18 protein-coding genes are annotated in these 23,364 nt (G+C 72.7%); 13 read left to right on the top strand and 5 right to left on the bottom strand.

The features are described 5' to 3' along the window. Window positions 1-56: 56 nt before the first annotated feature. The 7 genes from ACXR8F_RS18430 (at window position 57) to ACXR8F_RS18400 (ending at window position 10,297) form a co-directional block, all read left to right on the top strand. Window positions 57-1,772: an alkaline phosphatase D family protein gene (locus tag ACXR8F_RS18430; RefSeq protein ID WP_458802708.1), complete on the top strand. Its 1,716-nt coding sequence runs from the start codon at window positions 57-59 to the stop codon at window positions 1,770-1,772. Beyond that, window positions 1,769-2,617 carry a hypothetical protein gene (locus ACXR8F_RS18425; RefSeq protein WP_458802706.1) on the top strand — a complete coding sequence of 283 codons (849 nt, stop codon included), beginning with the start codon at window positions 1,769-1,771 and terminating at the stop codon, window positions 2,615-2,617. The genes ACXR8F_RS18430 and ACXR8F_RS18425 overlap by 4 nt, the downstream gene beginning before the upstream one ends. A gap of 207 nt (window positions 2,618-2,824) precedes the next feature. Beyond that, window positions 2,825-4,735, top strand: a complete 1,911-nt coding sequence (gene dnaK, locus ACXR8F_RS18420; protein WP_045191230.1) for a molecular chaperone DnaK — start codon at window positions 2,825-2,827, stop codon at window positions 4,733-4,735. Beyond that, window positions 4,732-5,439, top strand: coding sequence for a nucleotide exchange factor GrpE (locus ACXR8F_RS18415; protein WP_458802702.1), 708 nt, complete (start codon window positions 4,732-4,734; stop codon window positions 5,437-5,439). Before dnaK ends, ACXR8F_RS18415 begins: the two co-directional genes overlap by 4 nt. Window positions 5,440-5,528: 89 nt before the next feature. After that, window positions 5,529-6,542 (top strand): DnaJ C-terminal domain-containing protein, encoded by a 1,014-nt coding sequence (locus tag ACXR8F_RS18410; protein ID WP_458802700.1) that lies wholly within the window; start codon window positions 5,529-5,531, stop codon window positions 6,540-6,542. Window positions 6,543-6,592: 50 nt separating this feature from the next. Further along, window positions 6,593-7,054 carry a heat shock protein transcriptional repressor HspR gene (locus ACXR8F_RS18405; protein WP_045191233.1) on the top strand — a complete coding sequence of 154 codons (462 nt, stop codon included), beginning with the start codon at window positions 6,593-6,595 and terminating at the stop codon, window positions 7,052-7,054. Window positions 7,055-7,222: 168 nt separating this feature from the next. Beyond that, window positions 7,223-10,297 (top strand): ATP-binding protein, encoded by a 3,075-nt coding sequence (locus tag ACXR8F_RS18400; protein ID WP_458802698.1) that lies wholly within the window; start codon window positions 7,223-7,225, stop codon window positions 10,295-10,297. Window positions 10,298-10,303: 6 nt separating this feature from the next. On the opposite strand, the gene ACXR8F_RS18395 is transcribed toward ACXR8F_RS18400, so the two are convergent. Next, window positions 10,304-10,528, bottom strand: coding sequence for a hypothetical protein (locus ACXR8F_RS18395; protein WP_458802696.1), 225 nt, complete (start codon window positions 10,526-10,528; stop codon window positions 10,304-10,306). 143 nt (window positions 10,529-10,671) lie between these two features. Here ACXR8F_RS18395 and clpB point away from each other — a divergent pair, with 143 nt between their 5' ends. Then, window positions 10,672-13,233 carry an ATP-dependent chaperone ClpB gene (clpB, locus tag ACXR8F_RS18390; protein WP_458802694.1) on the top strand — a complete coding sequence of 854 codons (2,562 nt, stop codon included), beginning with the start codon at window positions 10,672-10,674 and terminating at the stop codon, window positions 13,231-13,233. On the opposite strand, the gene ACXR8F_RS18385 is transcribed toward clpB, so the two are convergent. Beyond that, the gene (locus ACXR8F_RS18385) at window positions 13,220-13,819 is read right to left on the bottom strand and encodes an HAD family hydrolase (protein WP_458802692.1); all 600 of its coding nucleotides are present in this window, start codon (window positions 13,817-13,819) and stop codon (window positions 13,220-13,222) included. The genes clpB and ACXR8F_RS18385 overlap by 14 nt on opposite strands. Then, window positions 13,816-14,523, bottom strand: coding sequence for a hypothetical protein (locus tag ACXR8F_RS18380; RefSeq protein ID WP_458802690.1), 708 nt, complete (start codon window positions 14,521-14,523; stop codon window positions 13,816-13,818). The genes ACXR8F_RS18385 and ACXR8F_RS18380 overlap by 4 nt, the downstream gene beginning before the upstream one ends. 121 nt (window positions 14,524-14,644) lie before the next feature. Here ACXR8F_RS18380 and ACXR8F_RS18375 point away from each other — a divergent pair, with 121 nt between their 5' ends. Both ACXR8F_RS18375 and ACXR8F_RS18370 read left to right on the top strand, forming a co-directional pair. Beyond that, window positions 14,645-15,352 (top strand): LppX_LprAFG lipoprotein, encoded by a 708-nt coding sequence (locus ACXR8F_RS18375; protein WP_458802688.1) that lies wholly within the window; start codon window positions 14,645-14,647, stop codon window positions 15,350-15,352. A gap of 4 nt (window positions 15,353-15,356) precedes the next feature. Next, the gene (locus ACXR8F_RS18370) at window positions 15,357-17,102 is read left to right on the top strand and encodes an MFS transporter (RefSeq protein WP_458802686.1); all 1,746 of its coding nucleotides are present in this window, start codon (window positions 15,357-15,359) and stop codon (window positions 17,100-17,102) included. Window positions 17,103-17,141: 39 nt separating this feature from the next. Here ACXR8F_RS18370 and ACXR8F_RS18365 read toward each other — a convergent pair whose 3' ends face one another. Together ACXR8F_RS18365 and ACXR8F_RS18360 are read right to left on the bottom strand one after the other, a co-directional pair. After that, window positions 17,142-18,041, bottom strand: coding sequence for an alpha/beta fold hydrolase (locus ACXR8F_RS18365; RefSeq protein ID WP_458802684.1), 900 nt, complete (start codon window positions 18,039-18,041; stop codon window positions 17,142-17,144). After that, window positions 18,038-18,838, bottom strand: coding sequence for an exodeoxyribonuclease III (locus ACXR8F_RS18360; protein WP_458802683.1), 801 nt, complete (start codon window positions 18,836-18,838; stop codon window positions 18,038-18,040). The genes ACXR8F_RS18365 and ACXR8F_RS18360 overlap by 4 nt, the downstream gene beginning before the upstream one ends. 52 nt (window positions 18,839-18,890) lie before the next feature. On the opposite strand from ACXR8F_RS18360, the gene ACXR8F_RS18355 reads away from it, so the two are divergent. From ACXR8F_RS18355 to ACXR8F_RS18345, 3 genes are read left to right on the top strand one after another with little or no spacing between them, the layout of a single operon-like run. Beyond that, window positions 18,891-19,694 (top strand): SDR family NAD(P)-dependent oxidoreductase, encoded by an 804-nt coding sequence (locus ACXR8F_RS18355; RefSeq protein WP_458802681.1) that lies wholly within the window; start codon window positions 18,891-18,893, stop codon window positions 19,692-19,694. Window positions 19,695-19,736: 42 nt separating this feature from the next. Further along, the gene (locus tag ACXR8F_RS18350) at window positions 19,737-21,923 is read left to right on the top strand and encodes a bifunctional lysylphosphatidylglycerol flippase/synthetase MprF (RefSeq protein WP_458802679.1); all 2,187 of its coding nucleotides are present in this window, start codon (window positions 19,737-19,739) and stop codon (window positions 21,921-21,923) included. Then, on the top strand, window positions 21,920-23,356 hold the full coding sequence (locus ACXR8F_RS18345) for an alanine--tRNA ligase-related protein (RefSeq protein ID WP_458802678.1): 1,437 nt from the start codon (window positions 21,920-21,922) through the stop codon (window positions 23,354-23,356). Before ACXR8F_RS18350 ends, ACXR8F_RS18345 begins: the two co-directional genes overlap by 4 nt. Window positions 23,357-23,364: the final 8 nt, after the last annotated feature.

Below are 23,364 nucleotides of genomic sequence, written 5' to 3'. Positions count from 1 at the left end.
GAGTTCTCACAGCGCTTTCGTCCCCGAGTGACGCCGCGGTGGAGTAAGTCTGGGGCATGACCGACGAGCCCTCGCGACCCGACCCGACCAGCCTGCTCGTCCTCGGACCCATGCTGCGCTACGTCGGCGAGACCGAGGCGACGGTGTGGGTCGAGACTCCGGGGCCCGCGCGCGTGGCCGTGGAGGCCGACGGCCGCTCGTGGAGCGCCCCGACCTTCTCGGTCAAGGGGCACCACTACGCGCTCGTCGTCGTCGACGGCCTGGAGCCGGGCGGCAGCTGGGACTACACCGTGACGGTCGACGGCGTGCTCGCCTGGCCCGAGGCCGACAGCCCCTTCCCGCGGTCCCGCATCAGCACGATCGACCGGTCGCGGCCGACCCGCCTGCTCTTCGGGTCGTGCCGCACCACGGTGCCGCACGACCGGGAGGGGCACCGCACCAACGGCGTCGACGCGCTGCGCACGCTCGCCCTCGCCCTGTCCCGGGGCGAGGAGGAGTGGCCCGACCTCGTGGCCTTCCTCGGCGACCAGGTCTACGCCGACGAGACGTCCGAGGCGATGCGCGAGTTCATCGCCCGCCGCCGCGACATCGAGGCGCCCCCGGGCGAGGAGATCAAGGACTACGAGGAGTACGCCCACCTCTACTGGCTCGCCTGGAACGACGACGCCAACCGCTGGCTGCTGTCCACGGTGCCGAGCTGCATGATCTTCGACGACCACGACATCCGTGACGACTGGAACACGTCGTGGACGTGGCACCAGGAGATCAACCGGACGGCCTGGTGGCACGAGCGGCTCATGGGCGGTCTCTCGTCGTACTGGGTCTACCAGCACATCGGCAACCTGTCGCCGGCTCAGCTCGCCGACGACGAGATCTACGCGAAGGTGCTTGCGGCAGAAGCGAGCTGGGTCGACGGCAGCTCCGAGCTCGACCTCACCGACGCCGTCTTCGACCTCGCCCGTCGCTCCGACCGGCACCCGGAGGTCTACCGGTGGAGCTTCCGCCGTGACCTCGGCGACAGCCGCCTCGTCGTCGTCGACTCCCGCGCCGCGCGCGTGCTCGAGCCGCACCACCGGTCGATGCTCGACCCCGACGAGATGCGGTGGCTCGACGAGCAGCTCACCGGCGACGTCGAGCACCTGCTCATCGGCACGTCGCTGCCCTTCATGCTGCCGCCGGGCCTGCACGACTTCGAGGCGATCGACGAGGTGCTCGCCATGGGCACGCACGGCCGCCTCATCGCCCAGGGCGCCGAGAAGGCCCGCCAGTCGATCGATCTCGAGCACTGGGCGGCCTTCAACGACGGCTTCGTCGAGGTCTTCGAGTCGGTGATGCAGGTGGCGCGCGGGGAGCGGGGGAAGCCGCCGGCCACCGTCGTCTTCTTGTCGGGCGACGTCCACAACTCCTATGTGGCCGAGGTCGTCGACGCGAGGTCGCGCCACGGCGCCCGCTCGCGCATCGTGCAGGCGGTCTGCTCACCGATCCGCAACCCGATGCCGCGAGGCGTGCGCGTCATGATGTCGCTCTTCGCGCGCGGCCTGGTGCGGCCGATGCGGTTCGTCGCCGGCCACTCGAAGCACGTGCCCGACCCCGCCTACCCGTGGCGCGTCACCGACGGCCCGTGGTTCGACAACTGCCTCGCCGAGCTGACCGTCCAGGGGCGCGACCTCTCGATCGTCTGGCGCGGCGGCGAGGTGCGCGACGGCGACGACGCGCACCCCGTGCTCACGACCGTCTCCAGCGTGCGCATCCCGGCGGCCGTCTCGTCATGACGGCGGGCCAGCAGGTCGACGATGTGGCTCGCCGGGTCGACATCGCACGACTGGCGGTCCGGGCGTATGCCGGCAACGACCGTGTCGCCGCAGCGCTCGTCGGCGGGTCGGTGGCCCGTGGCCTCGCCGACGCGGCGTCCGACATCGAGCTCGACGTCTACTGGACGGCTCCGCCGTCCTCGGCCGACCGCGAGGCGGCCGTCGAGGGAGCCGGTTTCGAGCGGGTCTACGCCGAGGAGGACGAGCACGAGTGGGCCGACGGCCTGCTCGTCGACGGCGTCAGGATCGACGTCAGCGGCTTCGTCACCTCCACGATCGACACCTATCTCGACCGGGCGCTCGCGGGCGACACCGAGGCGGAGCTGCAGGTGCGCGTGACCGCCCTGCGTGACGGCATACCGCTGCACGGGCAGGGCGTCATCGAGGTGTGGCGGGCGCGGTGCGCCGACTATCCCGAGGCGCTCGCGGTGGCGATGGTGGAGCAGGGCCTCGACCTGCGCAGCCGCGAACGGCTGGAGATGCTCGCGGCCCGCGACGACGTGCTGCTGCTGCACCGCGACCTGCTCGACGGCGTGCAGGGCGTGCTCGACGCGCTGTTCGGCCTGAACCGGGTGTGGATGCCGCACCCGTTCCACAAGTGGCTCGACTGGGAGGAGTCGCTGCTGCCGCATCGGCCGGACCGTCTCGCCGCCCGCATCCGGCAGCTGCTCGTCGCCGGCCCGCACGATGCCGTCCGCGCGCTGGTCGCTCTGGTCGACGAGACGTACGTCCTGGCGCGAGAGCACGCCCCGGCCGCCGACGTGACGCAGCTGCGCCAGGCCTTCGAGCTCCGCAGGGTCGTCTGACGCCGCTCCGGAGTCCCTCGGCAGAAAGTCCGCAGGTCGAGGAACAAAGCCCGCGAACCAAGAGTTGAGTCGAGTGAACGCAAGATTTGCGAGTCCGGCTTTGACAACCACGGGTCGGGCGGAGCACATTGAGCGAGGGCCAGTTTCCGGACAGCTACCCCGGGACCGGCAGACACCGGACCCATCCAGACCATCAAGGAGTCACCCATGGCACGTGCCGTCGGCATCGACCTCGGTACCACCAACTCGGCCGTCTCCGTCCTCGAGGGCGGCGAGCCGAGCATCATCGCGAACGCCGAGGGCGGGCGCACGACGCCGTCCGTCGTCGCGTTCTCCAAGAACGGCGAGGTGCTCGTCGGCGAGGTCGCCAAGCGCCAGGCCGTCACCAACGTCGACCGGACGATCCGCTCCGTCAAGCGCCACATGGGCACCGACTGGAAGTCGCCCGAGATCGACGGCAAGACGTACACGGCGCAGGAGATCAGCGCCCGCATCCTGCAGAAGCTGAAGCGCGACGCCGAGTCCTACCTCGGCGAGACCGTGACCGACGCCGTCATCACCGTCCCCGCGTACTTCGACGACGCCGAGCGCCAGGCCACCAAGGAGGCCGGTGAGATCGCGGGCCTCAACGTGCTGCGCATCGTCAACGAGCCCACCGCCGCGGCGCTCGCCTACGGCCTCGACAAGGGCAAGGAGGACGAGCTCATCCTCGTCTTCGACCTCGGTGGCGGCACGTTCGACGTGTCCCTCCTCGAGGTCGGCAAGGACGCCGAGGACGGCTTCGCCACGATCCAGGTGCGCGCCACGAACGGCGACAACCACCTCGGTGGCGACGACTGGGACGACGTCGTCGTCCAGCACCTCATCACGCAGGTGAAGAACAAGACCGGCCAGGACCTGTCCAAGGACAAGATCGCCATGCAGCGCCTGCGCGACGAGGCCGAGCGCGCCAAGAAGGAGCTCTCCACCGCGACGAGCACCAACATCTCGGCGCAGTACATCTCGATGACGCCCGAGGGTCCGATCCACCTCGACGAGACCCTGTCGCGCGCGCAGTTCGAGCAGATGACCAAGTCGCTCCTCGACCGCACGAAGGCCCCGTTCCACAAGGTCATCGAGGACGCCGGCATCAAGGTCTCCGACATCGACCACGTCGTGCTCGTCGGCGGCTCGACCCGCATGCCGGCCGTCTCGAACCTCGTCAAGGAGCTGACCGGCGGCAAGGAGCCCAACAAGGGCGTCAACCCCGACGAGGTCGTCGCGATGGGCGCGAGCCTGCAGGCCGGTGTCCTCAAGGGTGAGCGCAAGGACGTCCTGCTCATCGACGTCACGCCGCTCTCGCTCGGCATCGAGACCAAGGGTGGCCTCTTCACCAAGCTCATCGAGCGCAACACCGCGATCCCGACGAAGCGCTCGGAGATCTTCAGCACCGCCGACGACAACCAGCCGTCGGTCCTCATCCAGGTCTTTCAGGGTGAGCGCGAGATCGCCCAGCACAACAAGTCGCTCGGCACCTTCGAGCTGACCGGCATCGCGCCGGCCCCGCGCGGCGTGCCGAAGATCGAGGTCACCTTCGACATCGACGCCAACGGCATCGTCAACGTCAGTGCCAAGGACCAGGGCACCGGCAAGGAGCAGAAGATGACGATCACCGGCGGCTCGGCCCTGTCGAAGGACGAGATCGACCGCATGGTCAAGGACGCCGAGGCGCACGCCGACGAGGACAAGAAGCGCCGCGAGGAGGCCGAGGTCAAGAACCAGGCCGAGCAGCTCGTCTTCTCGACCGAGAACTTCCTCAAGGAGTCCGGCGACAAGATCCCCGCCGACGTGAAGACCCCGGTCGAGGAGTCGCTCGCCGACCTCAAGGCCGCCATCGCCGAGGGCTCCGAGGCCAGCGCCGACGACATCAAGGCGAAGGTCGAGGACCTCAACACCAAGTCGCAGGCCATGGGCCAGGCGGTCTACGCGTCCGAGCAGGCGGGCGCCGGCGCCGCGGGCTCCGCTGACGCCCAGGACGGTTCGCACGCTGGTGCGTCGGCGGGCGCGTCGGCCGGTGCCGACGACGACGTGGTCGACGCCGAGGTCGTCGACGACGACGAGGCCAAGGAAGCCAAGTGACCGAGTCGACCGACCCCACCGGCAACGGCCCGACGGGCGAGCAGCCCGACGTGACCGCCACGGGTGCACAGGGTGCCGGCAGCGGTGACGCTGCCGGCGCCCCGGGGCCGGCCGCCGACGAGGCGCCGGCTGACGGCAAGCGCCACCACACGTACTACGAGGGCGGCTCCGGCGCCTCGTCCGAGCCCGGCGGCGAGGACGAGTACGACCACGCCCCCAAGGGGTCGGCCGCGGCGCAGGAGTCCGAGGAGTCGGAGGGCGTCGCCCTCGCCGAGGAGGACACCATGGCCGCGACGTTGCTCGCGGACCTGCAGCGACTGCAGGCCGAGTACGTCAACTACAAGAAGCGCGTCGACCGCGACCGTGAGGTGATCCGCCACTCCGCGGTCGGCAGCGTCGTCGAGTCGCTGCTGCCGGTGCTCGACGACATCCACATGGCCCGGCAGGCCGGCGACCTCGCCGCGGGGCCGTTCGCCGCGATCGCCGAAAAGCTCGAGGCGACGCTGGGCCGCTACGGCGTCGAGCGCCTCGGCGAGGCCGGTCAGGAGTTCGATCCCAACGTGCACGAAGCCCTCATGCACGTCGAGGCCGAGCTGCCCGAGGGTGCCACCGGCACGACCGTCGTCCAGGTGCTGCAGCCGGGATACCGCATCGGTGACCGGCTCGTCCGTGCCGCGCGGGTGTCGGTTGCCGACCCCGCCTGAGACGTCCGCCGCCGGGCTGCACGCGCAGCCCGGCGGCATACCCGATGATGGGAGCAGCGTGAGTCCCACCGTGACGAAGGAGGTGCGCCTTGGCTAGCCAGGACTGGTTCGAGAAGGACTTCTACGGCATCCTCGGCGTGCCCCAGGATGCCGATGCGGCGACGATCAAGAAGACGTACCGCAAGCTCGCCCGCACCATGCACCCCGACCACAACGTCGGCGACGCCAAGGCGGAGGAGCGCTTCAAGGAGATCGGCGAGGCGTATGCCGTCCTCTCCGACCCCGAGCAGCGCCGCGAGTACGACGCCATCCGCGCCATGTCGCACGGCGGCGCCCGCTTCACCGCGGGTGGCCCCGGTGGCGGCGGCGCCGGCTTCGAGGACATCTTCTCCGCGTTCGGCGGTGCCGGTGGCGGTGGGCAGCGCGTGCGTTTCAGCACCGGCGGTGCCGGTGGCCAGCCGAACCTCGAGGACATCCTCGGCCAGATGTTCGGTGGCGGTGCGGCCGGACCCGGCGCCGGCTACGGCGGCTACGGAGCCCCCGCGGGGCCCCGCCCCGGCGCCGACGTGCAGGCCAGCACCCGCATCGGCTTCCGCGACGCCGTCGAGGGCTCGACCGTCTCGCTCAGCTCGCCCGACCTCGGCCGCATCAACGCCCGCATCCCGGCGGGCGTCAAGGACGGCCAGCGGATCCGCCTGCGCGGCAAGGGGCGTCAGGGTGATCCTGGCGCTCCGGCCGGCGACCTGATCCTCACGGTGTCCGTCGACAAGCACCCCGTCTTCGGGCGTGACGGTGACAACCTGACCATCGACCTCCCCGTCACCTTCGCCGAGGCCGCGCTGGGCGCGACCGTCGCGGTGCCGACCCTCGACGGTGGCCAGGTCAAGGTCAAGGTAGCGGCCGGTACGCCGAGCGGCCGGGTGCTGCGCCTCAAGGGGCGCGGCGTGAAGCGCGGCGACCACACGGGTGATCTGCTCGCCAAGGTGCAGGTCGTCGTGCCGCAGCGGCTCACCGACGAGGCCCGCGAGGCCGTCGAGAAGATGGCCGCGGCCGAGAGTGGCCACGACCCGCGGGCCGAGCTCTTCGAGCGCGCCCGCGCCTGACGGCATACGCGACGAACCACACGAACGACGAGGAGGAGGAGGTGGCTGGAATGGCTCGCAGGAGCGCCCGACCCGGCGGCCACGACGACGACGCGCCCGTCTTCGTCATCTCCGTCGCGGCCGAGCTGGCCGGCATGCACGCGCAGACCCTGCGGCAGTACGACCGGCTCGGCCTCGTCTCGCCGTCCCGCACGCGCGGCGGCGGCCGTCGCTACAGCTCGCGCGACGTCGCGCTGCTCCGCGAGGTCCAGCGCCTCTCGCAGGAAGGCGTCTCGCTCGCCGGGATCCAGCGCATCCTCGACCTCGAGAACCACGTGAACGCGCTGCAGTCGCGTGTCCAGGAGCTGACCGAAGAGCTGAGCACGGCCCGCGCGGCCCTCGCGGCCGGGGCCTCGGGCGCACGGGTCTTCGCCGTCGGTCCGCGCGGGGAGGTCGTGGCCGTCCGGCCCGGGCAGCGCCCGCCGCGCACGCCCGCCTCGCAGGCGCTGGTGGTCTGGCGCCCGGAGCGCTAGCGACCAGCGGACGCCGGCGCCCGAGCCGGCCCCCTCGTCGGTGCCGTGTGCAACACTGTGCCAGCCTCGAGCAGACGGGGTGTCTGTCCCGCTGTATGCCGCCGGAGGCCGTTGCGTGTTCCACTTTCCGGAGGTCGTGTGACCCCCTCATACCCCGACGGTGACTCCGTGAACCGAGTCCCGGGGTCCGATCTCGGCGCGCCCGTACGCCGCTCGGTCGAGATGCAGGAGCTCTTCGCCCGCCACGACTGGTCCGCGACGCCGCTGGGGCCGGTCGAGGCCTGGCCCGACAACCTGCGCTCCATCGTCGACATCTGCCTGTCGTCGGGCTTCCCCATGCTCGTGTGCTGGGGGCCCGAGCTGACCATGGTCTACAACGACGGCTACCGCACCCTGCTCGGCCGCAGCAAGCACCCGGAGGCCCTCGGCCGCCCGGTGCGGCAGGTCTGGCCCGAGGTCTGGGACGTCATCGGCCCCATGTTCGACGGGGTGCTCGGGGGTGGGCCCGCGACCTGGGTCGAGGACGAGCTGCTCGTCGTCGACCGGTTCGGCTTCCTCGAGGAGGCCTACTTCACGTGGTCCTACGGCGCCATCCACGACGCCGACGGCCACGTCGCCGGCATCCTCAACGTGGCCGTCGAGACGACCGACAAGGTGCTGGCGGTGCGCCGCGCCGGTGCCGCGCTCGAGCTGTTCCAGGCGCTCATCGTCGCGACGGCGCCCGAGGGTCGCGAGCAGGTGCGCGAGCGCACCCTCGAGGTGCTCCGCAGGCAGACCGCAGACCACCTGGACGTCGACCTCGTCTGGGTCGACGGCAGCGGCTCCGCCGCGCTCACGGGTGACGCCGAGCCCGGCGTGCACGTCGTCCCCGTGCTCGAGCCCGGACTCTCCGAACCCACGGCTCTCCTGCGGTTCGGGGCCAACCCACGCAGGCCCTGGGACGCCCAGCTGCAGGCGTACGCCGAGCTGTGCGCCTCGCACGCCGCGACGGCCCTGAGCGGCGTGCGTCGACGCGCCGACGACCGCGCGCGCGAGGAGGCCCTCGCCGAGCTCGACGTCGCGAAGTCCGACTTCTTCGCCAACGTCAGCCACGAGCTGCGCACGCCGCTCGCGCTCATCGCCGGGCCGGTGCAGGACGCCCTGGCCGCCGACGCCCTCGACGCCGACACGCGCCGTCGGTTCGAGATGATCGCGCGCAACTCAGAGCGCCTCACCGGGCTCGTCGACCGCATCCTCGACCTCACCCGCGTCGAGGCCGGTGCGGTCGAGCCGCACCCCGTCGCCGTCGACGTCGCGGCGGTGACCGACGGCGTCGCCGCCAACTTCCGCCCGGCCATCGAACGGATGGGGCTCGACTTCGTCGTCGAGCGCGGCGACCTCCCACGGCAGGCGTACGTCGACGTCGACATGTACGAGCGCATCGTGCTCAACCTGCTGTCCAACGCGTTGAAGTTCACGCCCCAGGGCCGGATCGGGCTCTCCCTGAGCGGTGACGAGGCCGGCTACGTGGTGTCGGTCAGCGACACCGGCATCGGTATCCCCGAGAAGGACCGCGACCACGTCTTCGACCGGTTCCGGCAGCTCGCCGGCAGCGACGAGCGCCGCTCGCGCGAGGGGGCCGGCATCGGGCTGTCGATCGTCCGGCAGCTCGTCGGGCTGCTCGGCGGCAGCATCTCCCTCGACACGGGCGAGGGACGGGGGAGCACGTTCACCGTCCGGTTGCCGTGGGGACAGCCGCCGACGCAGTCGGCCAGCCGGCCGTCGATCACGCCGCGGCCGGCGGAGTCGTTCATCAGCGAGGCGGCGGCCTGGGCCGGCCCCGACGAGGGCGACGCGGACACCCCCGCGCGTGCCGTCACGGGACGTCCGACCCTGCTCGTCGTCGAGGACAACCCGGACATGCGCTGGCACGTCACCCGGCACCTGCGTGACGACTACGACGTCGTCACGTCGCGTGACGGCGTGGAGGCTCTGGCCCGGATGCGGGCCGCCCGCCCCGACATCGTGCTCGCCGACGTCATGATGCCGCGGATGGACGGCCTGACCCTCGTGCGCGAGATCCGCGAGGACCCCACCCTGCGAGACCTGCCCGTCGTGCTCCTGTCGGCGCGCGCCGGCGTCGAGGCGAGCACGATCGGGCTGACGATGGGTGCCGACGACTACGTCGTCAAGCCGTTCGACCCGACCGAGCTGCGCGCCCGGCTCTCCGCCAACCTCGTCCGGTCGCGCTCGCGCTCGCGCGACGCCGCCTGGCTGCGCGCCATCCTCGGCGCCATCCAGGAGCCGCTCGTCGTCGCCGACGCCGAGGGCACCGTGGTCGAGCTCAACGGGGCCTTCACCCGCGACTACGGCTGGTCGCTGGCCGACGGGCCGTTCACCCCGCCCTACCCGTGGTGGATCCCGGCCGACGAGGCGCCCGCCGAGAACGAGGCGCACGCTCGCCGCGTCGAGCTGCTGCGCACGGGCCAGCCCTTCCTCGACGAGCACTACCGCATCCGGAGGAAGAGCGGGGGAGAGGCGTGGGTGCACACCCGGGCCGCGAGCGTCCCCGAGACGGCCGACCACGCCGGCTTCGTGCTCGGCGTGGCCCGCGACGAGACCCGCGAGCGCGAGTCCCGGATGCGCCGCGAGCTCGCCGGCCGGGTCGCCGTCGAGCTCGCCGCCGCGGAGGGGCTCGACCAGGCCCTGGCCACGGCCGTCACCGGTTTCACCGTGCTCTTCGACGGCGAGGTGACCCTCCGGGTGGCCGACGACAAGGGCGACGTCGTGGTGCTGTCGCCCCGTGGCCGCGTGCAGCCGTCAGAGCTCGACGACGCCGTCCGCGAGGGCCTCGAGTCGTCGCCGCACGGCCACGACGTCCTCGTCGGTGACAAGCGTGAGGGGCTGCTGCTCCTCCCGACGTCGCAGGACTCGGAGTGCCGTGCGTGGGTGCAGTTCGACGAGCCGCGCATCGTCGGCAGCGACGAGCTGATCGTCGGCGACCTGCTCGCCCAGATCCTCGGCCAGGCGGTCGACCGGGTCGTGGCGAGCCGGGCCCGCGCCGAGAAGGAGCACCAGCTCGAGCAGGCGATCGAGAGCCATCGGCTGATCGGGCACGCGGTGGGGGTGCTCATCGAGCGCCACCGCGTCACCGCCAAGCAGGCGTTCGAGATGCTCCGGCAGGCCTCGCTCCACCGCAACATCAAGCTGCGCGAGATCGCAGCCAGGGTCGTCGAGAGTGGTCAGGACCCCGACTCGGCCTGAGCCGGGTCAACGCAGCGGTTGGTTTCCCCGGACCGCGGCGAGCAGGCGAGCGAGGACTCCCGGCCGGCTCGCCGCGGCTCCGTCGGGCATCGCGGAGAGCTCAGGCGCCGACGTGGGGGCCGTGCCCGCGCGGGGGGCGTCGGCGCAGTCGGCCATGTCGTAGCCCTGCCGGAACTGGGTCGTGCCGAAGCGGGCGTTGGTCAGCTCGGTCGCGAGGCGGGCGGCGTCCATGGTTCCGAGCGTAGGGTCAGGAGCGTGTCCGGGCGCGCGAGACGGCATACGGGAGCGGCGCGCCACGCACGTAGTTGAGTGGAATACACTCAACTTGCCACCGGTTGTCTCCAGTGACTCCCTTCCCCGCACCAGGAGAACGCATGGACCTTCAGCTGACCAACAAGGCTCAGGAGGCCTTCGCCCAGGCCGCGACCACCGCGGCCGGCAAGCACCACCCGAACATCGAGCCGGCCCACCTGCTGCTCGCGTTGGCAGCCCAGAGCGGCACCACCACCCCCGCCCTGCTCACCGCCGGTCGCTCGAGCGTCACCGACGCGACCACCGCGGCCGAGCGGGCCATGGCGACGATGCCGCAGGTCACCGGCGGCACCCAGCAGCCGCAGCTCTCACCCACCGCCGCGCGCGTGCTCCAGCAGGCGCAGCAGTACATGACGGCGATGGGCGACTCGTACGTCTCCACCGACCACCTGCTGCTCGCCATCGCGCGCACGGGCCAGTTCGGCCTCGACGCCGACGCGATCGAGAAGGCCATCCCCGAGCTGCGCGGCGGCCGCCCCGTCACCTCCGACAACCCCGAGGGCACCTTCGAGGCGCTCGCCAAGTACGGCACCGACCTCACGGCCCGGGCCCGCGACGGCAAGCTCGACCCCGTCATCGGCCGCGACGCCGAGATCCGCCGGGTCGTGCAGGTGCTGAGCCGCCGCACGAAGAACAACCCCGTCCTCATCGGCGAGCCCGGCGTCGGGAAGACGGCCGTCGTCGAGGGCCTCGCGCAGCGCATCGTCGAGGGCGACGTGCCCGAGAGCCTGCGCGACAAGACCCTCTACTCCCTCGACCTCGGCTCGATGCTCGCCGGTGCCAAGTTCCGCGGCGAGTTCGAGGAGCGCCTCAAGGCCGTCCTCGAGGAGATCCAGGGCAGCGACGGGCAGATCGTCACGTTCATCGACGAGATCCACACCGTCGTGGGCGCGGGCGCCGGCGGCGAGGGCGCGATGGATGCCGGCAACATGCTCAAGCCCATGCTCGCCCGAGGAGAGCTGCGCCTCGTCGGCGCGACGACGCTCGACGAGTACCGCAAGCACATCGAGAAGGACGCCGCGCTCGAGCGACGCTTCCAGCAGGTCTTCGTGGGTGAGCCGTCCGTCGAGGACACCATCGCCATCCTCCGCGGCCTCAAGGAGCGCTACGAGGCCCACCACAAGGTGACGATCGCCGACTCGGCCCTCGTCGCGGCGGCGAGCCTCTCCGACCGCTACATCTCCGGGCGCCAGCTGCCCGACAAGGCCATCGACCTCATCGACGAGGCGGCCTCGCGCCTGCGCATGGAGATCGACTCGAGCCCCGTCGAGATCGACGAGCTGCGCCGTGCCGTCGACCGCCTCAAGATGGAGGAGTTCGCGCTCGAGCAGGAGACGGACGCCGCTTCGCGCGAGCGCCTCGAGCGCCTCCGCAAGGACCTCGCCGACCGCAGCGAGGAGCTGGCCGCCCTCAACGCGCGCTGGGAGGCCGAGAAGTCCGGCCTCAACGCCGTCGGTGAGCTCAAGGCCCGCATCGACGACCTGCGCACCCAGGCCGACCGCCTCCAGCGCGAGGGCGACCTCGGCGCCGCCTCGAAGATCCTCTACGGCGACATCCCGACCCTCGAGAAGGACCTCGCTACCGCGCAGGAGCGCGAGGCCGCCGCCACCGCGTCCGATGAGACCCCGATGGTCAAGGAGGAGGTCGGCGCCGACGACATCGCCGACGTCATCTCCGCCTGGACCGGCATCCCGGCCGGCCGGCTGCTCGAGGGCGAGTCGGAGAAGCTGCTGCACATGGAGCAGCACATCGGCGCGCGGCTCATCGGCCAGACCGACGCGGTGCGCGCCGTGTCCGACGCCGTCCGGCGCACCCGTGCCGGCGTCTCCGACCCCGACCGCCCGACGGGCAGCTTCCTCTTCCTCGGCCCCACCGGCGTCGGCAAGACCGAGCTCGCGAAGAGCCTCGCCGACTTCCTCTTCGACGACGAGCGCGCCATGGTGCGCATCGACATGTCCGAGTACTCCGAGCGCCACTCGGTCGCGCGCCTCATCGGTGCGCCCCCCGGCTACGTCGGCTACGAGGAGGGTGGCCAGCTCACCGAGGCCGTGCGCCGCCGGCCCTACTCGGTGATCCTGCTCGACGAGGTCGAGAAGGCCCACCCCGAGACCTTCGACATCCTGCTTCAGGTGCTCGACGACGGCCGCCTCACCGACGGCCAGGGCCGCACGGTCGACTTCCGCAACGTCATCCTCGTGCTCACCTCCAACCTCGGCTCGCAGTTCCTCACCGACCCGCTGCTCAGCCCCGAGGCCCGCCGCGAGTCGGTCATGGGGGTCGTGCGCTCGTCGTTCAAGCCCGAGTTCCTCAACCGGCTCGACGAGGTCGTCGTCTTCGACGCCCTGAGCCGCGACGACCTCGCGCACATCGTCGACCTGCAGGTGCGGGCGTTCGCGTCCCGGCTGTCCGACCGTCGGATCACCCTCGAGGTCACCGACGCGGCCCGGCTGTGGCTCGCCGAGCGCGGCTACGACCCCGCCTACGGTGCCCGGCCGCTGCGCCGGCTGGTCCAGCGCGAGATCGGCGACCGGCTCGCCCGGGGCCTGCTCTCGGGCGACGTGCGCGACGGCTCGACCGTCACCGTCGGGGTCGACGAGGCGGCCGAGCAGCTCACGCTCGGCTGAACACCTCTGCGTCCCAACCGAACTCGCGTGCCGCCGCCACGTTGTCCTCGCGGTCGTCGGTGAACCACACCTCGCTGCGGGCCAGCTCGCGCCCGAGGTCACCCTCGATCGCGCGGTGGGCGGCGGCATACGCGAGGGGGTCGGGCTTGGCGACACCGAAGTCGGCGGTGTTGAGCAGCCCGTCGAAGAGGCGCCCCAGCCCGAGCAGCTCGAGCTCCGCCGGCACGTTGTCGGTGCCGTTGGTGAAGACGTAGGTGCGGTGGCCCGCCGACCGCAGCGCCTCGAGCCGCTCGACGGTCTCGTCGATGGCGGTGCCGCGGTTGGCGCGCCAGGCCTCCATGTGGTGCCGCACCCGGGCGGGCTCGGCGGTGGCGTCCTCGAGCGCGGCGCAGATCGCCGAGTACCAGTCATCGAACGTCTGCCGGCCGGTGATCGTCGGCAGCAGCAGGTCGGCGTGGAACGCGGTCGCCGCCACGTGACCCGACGGCAGGCTCAGCGCGGCCTCGATGGCCGCGCTGGGGTCACCCGGCGCGAAGTCGCGCACGACCCCGTCGAGGTCGAAGACGTAGGCCGTGTGTCCGGTCACGCCGTCGTGTCGCGGTGCGCGCGCCGTTCGTCCCGGTCGTACCCGTCGCCGCGCTGGGCCGCCGGGTCGACGGTGTCGCCGGTGTCCCCAGTGCCGCCGGTGCCGCCGGTGCCGCCGGCCTCCTGGTCGTACGGCCGCTCGGTGGCGGGCAGCTGCTGGGTGCGGTCGGAGTGCGTGCCTGCGGCGGTCCGCTCGTCGTCGGCCCACGTGGCGGTGCCGTCGGCGACGCTGCCCTCGGCGCGCCCGGTGACGACGTCGGCGCGGGACGGGCCCTCGCGCTCGCGCCACTCGGCCTCACGGCGGGCGAGCTCGGCCTCGCGCGTGTCGAGGCCCTCATGGCGGGCGGCGAGCTCGCTCTCGCGGCGGCGCAGGTCGTCGTCGCGCAGGCCGGCCTCCTCGAAGCGGCGCTCGTGCTCGAGGCGCGCGGTCTCGGCGCTCTCCTCGACCTCACTGATGCGCGCCGAGGCACGCTCCTCACGGCGCAGGCGGGCACGACGGCGGGCCGAGGCGGACAGCAGGGCCCAGCCGAGGGCGAAGAGCAGCACCGCGACCGCGCCGTAGAGCACGAGCTCGATCGGTGAGGCGTCACGCGAGAACCCGAACGCCGTGACCGTGACGGGACCGGCTGCGCCACGGGTCGCGAGGTATGCGACGACGCCGGCTCCCGCGCCGGCCAGCAGCAGGATGACTCCGAGCAGGGCCATGGGTGGTGCTCCTTCGTCAAGGGGCGGGGTGGTCCCGCCGTGAACGTCCCCGACCCTAGCCATACCCACATTCGCCCGTCGGTCCGAGAGCGAGCCGGTGCGCTCGGTTAGCCTGACCCCCATGCGCACCCCGGGAAAGCTCGCCGCCGCCGTCCTCTCGGCGCTGTGCGTCGTCTCCGTGGCGTCCTGCGCGAGCGACGGCGACCCCGCTCCGGAGCAGACGCAGCTGTCGCCGGCCCAGCGGCTCGCGGCCGCCAAGGCCAAGGTCGACGCCGCGACGTCCGTGCACCTCAAGCTGGCGAGCGCGAACGTCCCGCAGGGCGCGAGCGGTGTCGTCTCCGCCGACGGCTGGGGCAAGCACCCCCCGGCGTTCAAGGGCACCTTCAAGGTGACGCTCAAGGGCATCCAGGCAGACGCCGAGATCACGTCGGTCGACGGCAAGGTCTACGCGAAGCTGCCGCTCATCCCGGGCACCAACGAGATCGACCCGAAGCAGTTCAACCTGCCCGACCCGGCGGTGCTCTTCTCCACCGACAAGGGCCTGACGAGCCTCCTCACCGCCACCACGTCGCCCACCGCGGGCGAGCAGGTGCGCCAGGGCTCCGAGGTGCTGACGACGATCAAGGGCACGGTCCCGGGCAAGGCGGTCACCGACCTGTTCCTCATCGGCGACAGCAGCGGCTCCTTCACGGCGACCTACGGGCTCACCGACTCGCAGGAGCTGCGTCAGGTCGCCATCGCGGGCCCCTTCTTCGGCGCCGGCTCGGCGTCGACCTACACCCTGACGCTCGACCAGTACGGCCAGCCCGTCACGATCACCAAGCCCTGACGCGGTGACGCAGCCCGCCGGCACGCACCGGCTCGCCCTCCTGTCGGCGGCGTCCGCCGCGGTCGCCCTCGCGGCCGCCGACACCTACGTCGTCGTCCTCGCCCTGACCGACATGATGGCCGGGGTGGGCATCGGCATCGACGCCCTGCAGCGGGCGACGCCGATCATCTCCGGCTTCCTGCTCGGCTACATCGCCGTGCTGCCGCTCATCGGCCGGCTCTCCGACCTGCTCGACCGTCGCCGCATCCTGCTCGGCTGCCTGCTCGTCTTCGTCGTCGGCTCGGCGGTCACCGCGCTCGCGGTCGAGATGCCGGTCCTCGTGACGGGCCGGGTGCTGCAGGGCATCGGTGGCGGTGGCCTCGTGCCGGCGACCCTGGCGCTCGTCGCGGACCTGTGGCCGGCCGACCGTCGCGGCACGCCGCTCGGAGTCGTGGGCGCGGTCCAGGAGCTCGGCTCGGTGCTCGGGCCCGTGCTCGGCGCAGTCGTGCTCGCGTGGTCCGGCTGGCGGGCGATCTTCTGGCTCAACGTCGCCGCTGCGCTGATCCTGTATGCCGTCATCCGCGTCCTCGGGCCGGGCCACCCCGGTCGGACGGCCGGTCCGGCCGAGGCTGCAGGGGGTCCACGGCGCACGGGTGGCCTCGAGCGTGCGCGCACCGTGGCTGCCGTGGTCGTCGCGGTGCTGGGCGCCGGTGTGACGGGCCTGGCGCTCGCCGCACCCCAGTCGCTCGTCACCGACGTCGCCCTCGGCGCGCCTTTCGTGCCGTTCGCCGGCCAGTCCCGGGTGGCGACGCCGATCGGGCTCGTGGGCCTGGGGCTGCTCCTCCTCCTCGCCGTGCTCACCGCCGCGCGCTGGTGGGCCGTGCTGCGCCGCGCCGACCTCTTCGGCGCCCTGCTCGTGGCCGTCGCCCTCGGCAGCCTCGTGCTGACGTTCGCGGCGTCCGACCCGGAGAAGGAGGTCGTCGGTCCGCTCGGCTACACCCTCCTGCCGGTCGGGGCGCTCGCCCTCGCCGTGCTCGCCTGGTGGCACCGCACCGCTGCCGACCCCATCGTGCCGCGCGGGGTGGTCGGCGGCCGGGGGCTGCGCTCGCTCGTGGTGAGCCTCCTCGTCGGCGCCGCCCTGGTCGCCGTCGTCGTCGACGTCCCCCTGCTCGCGCGTCTCACCGACAGCTACGACGAGACGGGTGCGGCGCTCGTGCTCGTCCGCTTCCTGCTCGCGGTGCCGGTCGGCGCGCTCCTCGGCGGCTGGTCGCTGCGCCGTCTCGGCGACGGGGCCGCCTCCGCAGCCGGACTGCTGCTCGCCGGCGGGGGGCTGCTCGTCATGTCGCGGTGGACGCTCGACTCGGTCGGTGACACGGTGCCCGCCACGGTCGTGCTCGTCGTCGTGGGCCTCGGCATGGGCCTGGCCCTCGCGCCGGTCAACAACGCGGCGCTGGCCGACTCGCCGTCGCACGCGCACGGCGTCGCGAGCTCGCTCGTGGTCGTCGCCCGCATGGTCGGCATGGTCGTCGGTCTGGCCCTGCTCACCACCATCGGGCTCAGCCGCTACTACGACGCCGTCCGCCTGCTGCCCGACCCGCTCGACACCGACGCCCTCATCGGGGCGGGGGTGGTGCAGGTGCAGACGGTGTTCCTCGGAGGCGCCGTGGCCGCGCTCGTCGGGGCCGCCGTCGCCGTCAGCCTCGGCGTGCGCCGGGGGGTGCAGCGTGAGGTGCTGCACGACGCCGACAGCCCGCGCTTCGTCGGGCTCTGACGGGCTCTGACGGGCTCTGACGGGCACGAGCGAGCCGGCTCAGGCGGTGGCGCGCCGTGCCTCGAGGTCGGCGAGCAGCTCGCGCACCTCGTCGGCGACGACGTCGGTCGCCTCCCACGGCAGCATGTGGCCGGCCGTGGGCAGCTCGGTGAAGGTCGCGTGCGGCAGGGCGACGCGCAGGGCGCGGGCCCGACCGACGGGCATGAGGGGGTCGAGCCGGCCGGCGACGATGCCGACCCGCACCCGCTCGAGGGCGGGGAAGCCGGCCTGCTGGTCGGTGACGAGCAGCGCGCCGTAGAAGGCGCCGAAGGTCGTGAGCTTCGTCGACGCCACCTGCGCGCGGGCGGCCTCGACCGCCTCGGGGTCGGCGTTCTCGCCGAAGAGGCCGCCGACGATGGCCCGGATGCGGCCGTTCCCGCCGGGCGGCAGGGGCATGCCGCGAGCGGCTAGCCGCATGACGGCGGCCTCGCCGACCCGCTCACCGAGGACGACGCCCGAGGAGGCCGTGGCGACGAGGAGTGCGGCCCGCACCCGCGACCCGAAGAGGTCGGGGCGCTGCTCGGCCAGGGCCATGACGGTCATACCGCCCATCGAGTGCCCGGCCAGCACGACGGGCGAGGCCGGCGGCACGACGGCGCGCAGCACGACGTCGAGGTCGCGACCGGTGTGCTCGACGGACACCGACGAGACCTCGGCGCGGCGCAGCCCGATCGTCGAGCGGCCGTGCCCGCGCTGGTCCCACGTCACGACACGCACCGGCTCGTCGGCGAGCGCCTCGACGACCGGCATCCAGCTCTCGTGGTTGACGCCCCATCCGTGCGCGAGCACGAGTGTCGGAGCGTCGGCCGCCAGGTCGGGGTCGGCCCAGGTGTGGACCGAGAGCACGGCCCCGTCGGGGGTCACGATGCCCCGCAGGTCATGCTGGTCAGCGCGCCTCACGCCGCACCTCCCTCGACCTGGAAGACGACCGGCGCGTGGTCGGAGGCGCCCTTGCCCTTGCGCTCCTCGCGGTCGATCGCAGCCCCGACCACGCGGCGGGCGAGGGCGGGCGAGCAGAGGGCGAAGTCGATGCGCATGCCCTGCCGCTTCTGGAAGCGCAGCTGGGTGTAGTCCCAGTAGGTGAAGGTGCCCGGCTCGTTCGTGTGCGGCCGCACCACGTCGCTGAAACCGGCGTCGACGACAGCCTGGAACGCGGCGCGCTCGCGGGGCGACGTGTGGGTGCGGCCCTCGTAGTACGGCACGCTCCACACGTCGGCGTCGGTCGGGGCGATGTTCCAGTCGCCGAGCAGCGCCACCTGGGCGTCGGGGTCGTCGGCGAGCCAGCCGCGGCCGGCCGTCGCGAGCGCGTCGAGCCAGCCGAGCTTGTAGTCGAGGTGCGGGTCGTCGAGGGCACGGCCGTTCGGGATGTAGAGGGACCACACGCGTACGCCGTTGCAGAGGGCCCCGATGGCGCGTGCCTCGGGGGCCACGGGCTCACCCCAGCCGGGCATCCCGTCGAAGCCCACGCGTACGTCGTCGATGCCGACCCGCGAGGCGATCGCGACACCGTTCCACTGGCTCAGGCCGTGGTGCGCCACCTGGTAGCCGAGCGACTCGAACCGGTCGAAGGGGAACTGGTCCTCGCGCGCCTTGGTCTCCTGGATCGCGAGCACGTCGACGTCGGTGCGCTCGAGCCAGGCAGCGACGCGGTCGATGCGGGAGCGGATGGAGTTGACGTTCCAGGTGGCGATTCGCACAGTCGGCCACCCTAGACCGCCGCGCCGACCGGATGTGCCTAGGGTGAGGCGCATGCCTGCCGACCCGACGACATCACCCCGCGCGCGGCCCACGGCCCTCGTGACCGGAGCCAGCGCCGGCATCGGACGCGAGTTCGCCCTCCAGCTGGCGGCACGCGACCACGACCTGGTGCTCGTCGCCCGCGACGTCGCCCGGCTCGAGGCCCTGGCCGCCGAGCTGCGCCGCGACCGGGGCGTCGACGTCGAGGTGCTGGCCGCAGACCTGTCCGACCGCGACGCGCTCCAGCGGGTGGCCGACCGCCTGGCCGACCCGGGCCGCCCGGTCGACCTGCTCGTCAACAACGCGGGCTACGGCCTGAAGGGCCGGTTCCTGCGCAACGACATCGCGCGCGAGGAGGCGGTGTTCGACGTGCTCACCCGCGCCGTGCTCGTCCTCTCGCACGCCGGCGCGAAGGGCATGGTCGAGCGTGGGCACGGCGCGATCGTCAACGTCTCGTCGGTCGCCGGCTACATCGCGTCCGGCAGCTACTCCGCCGCGAAGTCCTGGGTGACGGTCTTCACCGAGGGGCTGTCGGTCGAGCTGGCCGGCACCGGGGTCAGCGCCACGGCACTGTGCCCGGGCTTTACGAACACCGAGTTCCAGCAGCGTGCGGGCATCGACAAGCCCGGTCCCGGCTTCATCTGGCTCGACGCCCCCGACCTGGTCAGGGCGTGCCTCGCCGACGTCGCGAGGGGCCGCGTCGTGTCCGTCCCGGGCTGGCAGTACAAGACGGCGGTCGGGCTGCTCCGGGTGCTGCCGCGCCCGCTGCTGAGGCGGGGTCTCAGACCGCCCCGGGCGGGGGGCCGCGCTCGCTAGCCTTGGGGGACCGGGCGGCATCGTGACCATCGGAGGGGCGGCATGGCACAGCGAAACACGCGCGCCGTCCCGAGCCGGCGGTCTCTGCGTGGAGCCGCCCGACGCGTGCCCTTCACCCTCGTCGTCGTCGGGTCCATGCTCCTGCTCGGCCTGCTCACCCGTTCGCTCTGGCAGCCGCTGCAGGACCGCCCCCTCTTCGAGACCGTCGCGTACGGGCTGCCGGCCCTGCAGTCGGGGCGCGTGTGGACACCCGTCACCGGCGCCTTCTTCGCGCTGGTCCCGGCGCAGTACCTCCCCGTCGCCGGGGGCGGCCTCGTGCTCCTCGGCTGGTCGGAGTGGCGACTCGGCACCCGCCGGGCCGTGGCCGCCGCAGTCGGCGCCCACCTCGTCGGGGTGCTGGGCGCCTCGGCGTTCCTGCTCGCCTTCGGTTCCGTCGACTGGGACTGGGCACAGCGGCTGGCGAGCACCCTGGACGTCGGCTTCAGCGCCGGCGCCCTCGGTGCCGTGGCCGCCGCCTCGGCGACCCTCACCCCGCCCTGGCGCGGGCGGCTCCGGCTCGTGCTGCTGCTCTACGGCGCGATCGCCCTGCTCTACATCGGGCTGCTCTGGGACGTCGAGCACTTCCTCGCCATCGCCTTCGGGCTCGCGGTCGGCCCGGTGCTGCTGGGCCACCGGCCCCGCGTGGGTCCGGTGCGGTTGACCCGTCACGAGTGGAGGGTCGTCGCGGCGACGATCTTCGTCGTGTCGGCGGCGATCAACGCAGTCCTCTACTTCACCCCTTCGGACGGTCCGCTCGGAGCCACGACCGACGACTCCGACGCGACCACCGTCCTCGTCAACGCGGCGATCTCGCTCGCTCTGGCCTGGGGTCTCGGCCGGGGCTCCCGCCGCACGTGGCAGGTCGCCGGCGCGCTCACGACGGTCTCCGTGCTCGCGGGGCTGCTCGTGCTGGGCCTCGAGGTGGCGGCGCCCGACCGGCTCGACCCGAACGGGCGCGTCGTCTCGTCCGTGCCCGAGCTCGCCGTGACGGTCCTCCTCTCCGTGGTCGAGCTCACGGTGCTCGTCGCGGGCCGGTCCGCGTTCCAGGCGAGGTCGGCCCGTCACCGGCGCGCGGTGCTGGCGGCGGGCGCGAGCGACCGCGACACCGCGGTCCGGCTGCTCGAGCAGCACGGCGGCACGACGACCTCGTGGATGGGGACGTGGCCCGACAACCACTGGCACCTGCTGCGCGACGACTCGGGGCAGCCGGACGGCTACGTCGCCTTCCAGGTGCACCGCGGCACGGCCATCGCCCTCGGCGACCCCGTCGCGGCGGACGTGCCGGCGCGGGCGCGCGCCCTCGAGGGGTTCGTCGACGAGCAGGAGACGCTCGGGCACAAGGTCTGCTTCTTCTCCGTGTCCGACGAGGTGGCGCAGTGGGGGAGGGCACGCGGCCTCCGCGTGGTGCCCGTCGCGGAGGAGGCGGTCATCGACCTCGCCACGCTCGAGTTCCGGGGCAAGGCGTGGCAGGACGTGCGCACCGCCCTCAACCGGGCCGCGAAGGAGGGCATCACCTACCGTGAGGGCCGTCTCGCCGATATGCCGCGCGGCATCCTGACGCAGGTGCGCGCCATCTCCGAGCTGTGGGTCTCCGACAAGGGGCTGCCCGAGATGGGCTTCACCCTCGGCGGCGTGGACGAGGCGCTCGACCCGGCCACGGTCGTCGGGCTCGCCGTCGACCGCGACCACACCGTGCACGGTGTCACCTCGTGGCTGCCGGTCCACGCGCCCGGCGGGACCGTGCGCGGCTGGACGCTCGACGTGATGCGCCGGCTGCCCGACGGGTTCCGACCGGTCACCGAGTTCCTCATCGCGAGCGCCTGCCTGTCGTTCAAGCAGGCCGGCGCCTCCGTCGTGTCCCTGTCCGGAGCCCCGCTCGCGCACTCGGGCGACGGCACCAGCGAGCGCGCCGCGCTCGAGCGGCTCCTCGACCAGCTCGGCGAGGCCCTGGAGCCGCTCTACGGCTTCCGCTCGCTCGACAGCTTCAAGCGCAAGTTCCAGCCGCGGCACGAGCCGCTCCACCTGGTCTTCCCCGACGAGGCGGCCCTGCCGCGCATCGGGCTCGCCCTCACGTCCGCCTACCTGCCCGGCGCCACCCTGCGCGACCTCGCTCGCGCCGGTCTCGGCAGGACCGGCGGCGCCAGGAGCGACGATGCCAACCGCGACGGCGGCAGGGGTGGCGCGCGGTGACCCGCCGGCCGATGGACGCCGACGAGATCCGGCAGGCCTTCCTCGACCTCATGGTCGAGAGTGGGCACGTCGTGCTGCCCCGCGCCACGCTCGTGCCGGAGGACGACCCGACGACCCTCTTCATCGGCAGCGGGATGCAGCCGCTGCTGCCCTACCTGCTCGGCGCCGACCACCCCGCCGGCACGCGGCTGGCCGACAGCCAGACCTGCCTGCGCGTGCAGGACATCGAGGAGGTCGGCGACAACCGGCACACGACGTTCTTCGAGATGCTCGGCAACTGGAGCCTCGGCGACTACTTCAAGGCCGAGCAGATCCCGCAGTTCTGGCACTTCCTCACCGAGCGGGTCGGGCTCGACCCCAGCCGCCTGTACGTCTCGTGCTTCATCGGCGACGCGGCCCACGGCATACCGAAGGACGACGAGTCGGCCGCGATCTGGACCCGCCTGTTCGCCGAGGCGGGCATCTCGGCGGGCAGGGCCGAGGTGGACACCGAGCAGCACGCGGCTCGCGTCGGCGTCGGCGAGGCGCGGATCGTCTTCTACGGCAGCAAGAACTGGTGGTGCCGGGAGGGCGGGCCCGAGGACATGCCGGTCGGGGAGCCGGGCGGTCCCGACAGCGAGGTGTTCTACCTCTTCCCCGACGTCGAGCACGACCCGTCCTACGGCGAGCACTGCCACCCCAACTGCGACTGCGGCCGGTTCATCGAGCTCGGCAACTCGGTCTTCATGGCGTACGTCCGCACCGAGACGGGCTTCGCGCCGCTGCCGCGCCGCAACGTCGACTACGGCGGTGGGCTGTCGCGCATCGCGGCCGCCGCGGCGGGCACGAGCGACATCTTCCGCATCAGCCTGCTCTGGCCGATCGTCGAGCGGCTGCAGCAGGTCTCCGGGCGCGCGTACGCCGACGAGACCCTGGCGATGCGTGTGATCGCCGACCACCTCTGCGGGGCGACCTTCCTCGCCGTCGACGGGGTGCGTCCCGCGAACAAGGCGCACGGCTACGTGCTGCGGCGGCTCGTGCGCAGAGCCGTGCGGTTCGGCCTCGACCTCGGGCTCGAGGACGACCTGGCCGAGCTGCTCGTGCCGACCGTCGCGGCCGTCTACGAGACGGCCTACCCCGAGGTCGCGGCGCACGTCGACGACGTGGTCGCGGTCCTCTCGCGCGAGGAGCGCGCCTTCCGTCGCACGTTGCGTCGCGGCATCAGCCACCTCCACGACTACCGCGACAAGGGCGTGACCGGCGCCGAGCTCTTCGTGCTCCACGACACGTACGGCTTCCCGGTCGAGCTCTCGACCGAGGAGGCGCGGCGCAGCGGCATCGCGGTCAGCGACACGTGGCGCGATGAGTTCGACGCCCAGATGGCGGCCCAGCGGGCCCGCTCGCAGCGGGCGCGGCCCCGGCCGCCCGGACCGGGCACCGGGCGCCACCACTAGCATCGGGG

The organism is Terrabacter sp. AAH1, assembly GCF_054456855.1.
Note: the sequence above shows the minus strand (reverse complement) of the source record. Positions and strands in the feature narration are given on the sequence as shown.